This is a genomic window from Streptomyces sp. NPDC048415 (assembly GCF_040651675.1).
Lineage (GTDB): Bacteria > Actinomycetota > Actinomycetes > Streptomycetales > Streptomycetaceae > Streptomyces.
The window spans coordinates 1-4,529 of sequence record NZ_JBEZKJ010000195.1; the positions used below are offsets into that span (position 1 = coordinate 1).

The following is a 4,529-nucleotide window of genomic DNA, read 5'->3' on the forward strand; positions in this document are numbered from 1 at the left end:
ATGATCGAGATCCGCAAGCAGAACAAGGCCTTCGGCCTGGGCTCCTACACGGAACTCCAGTCCTCCAACCCGGCGGTGATCGCGTTCCTGCGCGAGTACAAGGACGACCTCGTGCTGTGCGTCCACAACTTCTCCCGCTTCGCCCAGCCCACGGAACTCGACCTGAGCGCGTTCAATGGAAGGCATCCGGTCGAGCTGATCGGCGGGGTGCGATTCCCGGCCATCGGTGAGCTGCCGTACTTGCTGACCCTCGCGGGCCACGGTTTCTACTGGTTCCGGCTCCGGAAGGACGCCGTCTAGAACCCGGGCGGCGGGGCGGTTTCCCCCGCCCCGCCCTGGGAACGCATCAGTGACACCCCGACCCCCCGGGGAAAGGACGCGACGCCATGTCGGAAGCCGCAACCCACCCTGCCACGGCCCCCGTCGCACGCCCCGAACTGCTCGCGTCCCTCGATCCACTGCTGCGGGAATGGCTGCCCCGGCAGCGCTGGTTCGCGGGAAAAGGGCGTCCGGTGACCGGATTCTCGCTGGTGGCGGTGGTGGAACTGCTGCCGCCCACCGCACCTCTGGGCCTGCTCCACCTCCTCGTGCGCGCCCATCAGCCGCTCAGCCCGACACAGGGTGCCCTGCCGCACCCCGGCGACTGCTACCAGCTGCTGATCGGCGTACGCGAGGCGTTGCCGCCGCGGCTCGCGCCCGCGCTGATCGGACATGTGGAGGAGGGGCCGCTGGCCGGGCGCACGGTGTACGAGGCGCTGTATGACCCGCGCCCCGCCGGAGTGCTCCTGGAAGCCCTGCGCACCCAGGCCCGCATCAGCGAGCTGCGCTTCGAGCGCGACCGGCACCAGGAGATCCGGGAGGACCTGGTGCCGCGGCTGGTGACGGCGGAGCAGTCCAACTCCTCGATCGTCTACGGAGATACGTTCATTCTTAAGCTGCTGCGCCGGATCGTGCCCGGAATCAATCCGGACCTGGAATTGCCGCTGACGCTGTCCAAGGAGGGCTGCGCGCGGGTACCGGCGCCGACGGCGTGGATGCTCGCCGACCTGGGCGAGGAGACGCACGTACTCGGTGTGCTGCAGCCCTTCATAAAGGGGGCGGCGGACGGCTGGGAGCTGGCGCTGCGCGAGCTGGCCAAGGGGGAGGACTTCTCCGCCGAGGCACGGGCGCTGGGCCGGGCCACCGCCGAGGTGCACATGGCGCTCGCCCGCGCGCTGCCCACGGTCACCCTGGGCCACGCGCAGATGGAGCTGCTCGTCGACGGCATGAGCGAGCGCCTGGAGGCGGCGGCGCAGGCGGTGCCCGCGCTGCGGCCGTACGCTCCAGGACTGCGGACCGCCTTCGGGGCGCTGGCCGACCTGGCCGCCGAGGGCCACACATGGACCGCGCAGCGCATCCACGGCGATCTGCATCTCGGCCAGTGCCTGCGCTCCCCCACCGGGCAGTGGACGCTCATCGACTTCGAGGGAGAGCCCTCGAAACCGCTGGCCGAGCGGCGCATGCCGCACCCCACGGCCCGGGACATCGCGGGCATGCTCCGCTCCTTCGACTACGCGGCCCACTCGCACCACCCCCTGGTACCCGGCTGGGCCGACACCTGCCGGTCCGCGTACTGCACCGGATACGCCGAGGTCACCGGCCTCGACCCGCGCACCGACCCCGTTCTGCTGCGCGCCTGCGAGACGGACAAGGCGATCTACGAAGTCCTGTACGAGGCCCGTCACCGGCCCGACTGGCTGCCGGTGCCGCTGGCGGCGGTACGCCGACTCGCCGCATCCCCGTGAACCCCTCGTTCCGTACCTGGAACGCCCTGACGTTCCGCACCTGATCCCGCCGAGGAGGCCCTGCCCGTGACGCCCCGCCCTCCGTCCGACGACAGTCCGAAGAAGTCCGGCACGAAGAAGTCGGCTGCCGCCGAGAAGACGGTGGCCAAGAAAGCGGCTGCCAAAAAGACGGTGGCCAAGAAGACGGCCGCCAAGAAGGCATCCGCGGGGCAGCCGACGGCCAAGGCAGTCAAGGCGGTCAAGGCCGCCGGCAAGAAGGTGGCCAACAAGAAGATGGCCGGCAAGGAAGCCGCCAGTAAGAAGACCGCCGTCAAGAAGCCCGCGGGGAGCACGGCCGCGAAGGTTCCCGCGCAGAAGGCCGCCGCGCGGAAGGTTCCGGCCCAGAAGGTCCCGGCGCCCGCCGCCGCCGACAGCGCCGCCCCTCCCGCCTTCGCCGGTACCGACCCCGGTGACCGCGAGCGGCTGCTCGCCGGCTCGCACCATGATCCGCACGGCGTGCTCGGGGCCCACCCGGTGCCGGGCGGTGTGGCCTTCCGTGCCTTCCGCCCGTACGCGCTCGGGGTGACCGTCGTGACGGACGACCTGCGCGCCGAGCTGCACGACGACGGGGACGGCTTCTTCTCGGCACTGCTGCCGCTGCGCGCGGTCCCGGATTCGTACCGGCTGCTCGTGGCGTACGAGGGGACAGTGCAGGAGACCGAGGACGCCTACCGTTTCCTGCCCGCGCTGGGCGAACTCGATCTGCATCTGCTCGGTGAGGGCCGGCACGAGGAGCTGTGGCGGGCGCTGGGCGCGGAGCCGATGGTGCACCAGGGCGTCGTCGGAACCCGCTTCACGGTGTGGGCCCCGAACGCGCGCGGGGTGCGCCTCGCCGGCACCTTCAACTTCTGGGACGGCACGGGATTCCCGATGCGCTCGCTCGGCTCCTCCGGGATCTGGGAGCTGTTCGTGCCCGCGATCGGCGAGGGCGAGCTCTACAAGTTCGAGATCACCCGCCCCGACGGTTCGCGCACCCTGCGCGCCGATCCGATGGCCCGGCGCACCGAGACCCCGCCCAACACCTCGTCGATCATCCACGCGTCCCACCACGAGTGGCGGGACGAGGAATGGATGGCGGGGCGGGCGGCACGTCCGGTGCATGAGGCGCCGTTCTCGGTGTACGAGGTGCACCTTCCGTCCTGGCGCCCCGGGCTGACCTACCGCCAGCTCGCCGACCAACTCCCCTCCTACGTCGCCGACTTGGGCTTCACTCATGTGGAGCTGATGCCGGTGGCCGAGCATCCCTTCGGGGGCTCGTGGGGCTACCAGGTGACCGGCTTCTACGCCCCCACCGCCCGCCTCGGCACCCCCGACGACTTCAAATACCTGATCGACGCGCTGCACCGGGCCGGCATCGGCGTCCTGATGGACTGGGTGCCGGCTCACTTCCCCCGCGACGACTGGGCACTCGCCGAGTTCGACGGACGGCCCCTGTACGAACACGCCGACCCACTGCGGGCCGCCCACCCCGACTGGGGCACCCTCGAGTTCGACTACGGACGGCGGGAAGTGCGCAACTTCCTCGTCGCCAACGCCGTCTACTGGTGCGAGGAGTTCCACATCGACGGGCTACGGGTCGACGCCGTCGCCTCGATGCTCTACCTCGACTACTCACGCGAGCCCGGCCAATGGAGTCCGAACGAGCACGGCGGCCGGGAGAACCTCGACGCGGTCGCCTTCCTCCAGGAGATGAACGCCACCGTCTACCGCCGCAATCCAGGTGTCGTCACGATCGCGGAGGAGTCCACGGCCTGGGACGGCGTCACTCGGGCCACCGATCACATCGGCCCCGGAGGCTTCGGCGGCCTGGGCTTCGGGCTGAAGTGGAACATGGGCTGGATGCACGACTCGCTCGACTACATGGCCCACGATCCGATCCACCGTAAGTATCACCACAACGAGATGACGTTCTCGATGGTGTACGCCTACAGCGAGAATTACGTGCTGCCCATCTCGCACGACGAGGTCGTGCACGGCAAGCGCTCGCTGGTCTCCAAGATGCCGGGCGACTGGTGGCAGCAGCGCGCCAATCTCCGCGCCTACCTCGGCTTCATGTGGGCCCACCCCGGCAAACAACTCCTCTTCATGGGCCAGGAATTCGCCCAGGGCGCCGAATGGTCCGAGGCCCACGGGCCCGACTGGTGGCTCCTCGACCCCGCCTACAGCGCCGAACCCGACCACCGCGGCGTCCGCGACCTGGTCCGCGACCTCAACACCCGCTACCTCCGTGAACCCGCCCTCTGGCAGCGCGATACCGACCCCGCCGGCTTCGCCTGGATCGCCGGCGACGCCGCCGAGGACAACGTCTTCGCCTTCCTCCGCCACGACACCGACGGCACACCGCTGCTCGCCCTCACCCACCTCTCCCCCGCCGTCCGCCACGGCTACCGGCTCGGCATCCCCGAGGACATCCCCGCCTGGCACGAAGTCCTCAACACCGACGCCGCCCGCTACGGCGGCAGCGACGTCCTCAACCCCGACCCCCTCAAACCCGAACCCACCGCCGCCCACGGCCGCCCCGCCAGCCTCCAGCTCACGCTGCCCCCACTGGCCACCGTCTGGCTGCGACCCGCCTGAGGCTCCTCAAACGCCGGAGGGGCTGAAACTCCTTAGCTCGTCCGGCGTTTGAGGACGAGCGCGAAGCGCGATACGGGGGTCTGGGGGCGGAGCCCCCAGGTACGGTGGGGGTCCCCCCGCTCGAGCGAA

General features: G+C 70.3%; 3 protein-coding genes. All 3 read left to right on the forward strand.

The features are described 5' to 3' along the window. Positions 1 to 300: alpha-glucosidase C-terminal domain-containing protein (locus tag AB0D27_RS45040; protein WP_362521380.1), on the forward strand; the 300-nt coding region annotated here is incomplete at its 5' end. 86 nt (positions 301 to 386) lie between these two features. Then, a complete protein-coding gene (locus tag AB0D27_RS45045) occupies positions 387 to 1,784 on the forward strand; it encodes a maltokinase (RefSeq protein WP_362521383.1) in 1,398 nt (465 codons plus the stop codon). 66 nt (positions 1,785 to 1,850) lie between these two features. Then, the gene (gene glgB / locus AB0D27_RS45050; RefSeq protein ID WP_362521385.1) at positions 1,851 to 4,400 is read left to right on the forward strand and encodes a 1,4-alpha-glucan branching enzyme; all 2,550 of its coding nucleotides are present in this window, start codon (positions 1,851 to 1,853) and stop codon (positions 4,398 to 4,400) included. Positions 4,401 to 4,529 lie beyond the last annotated feature (129 nt).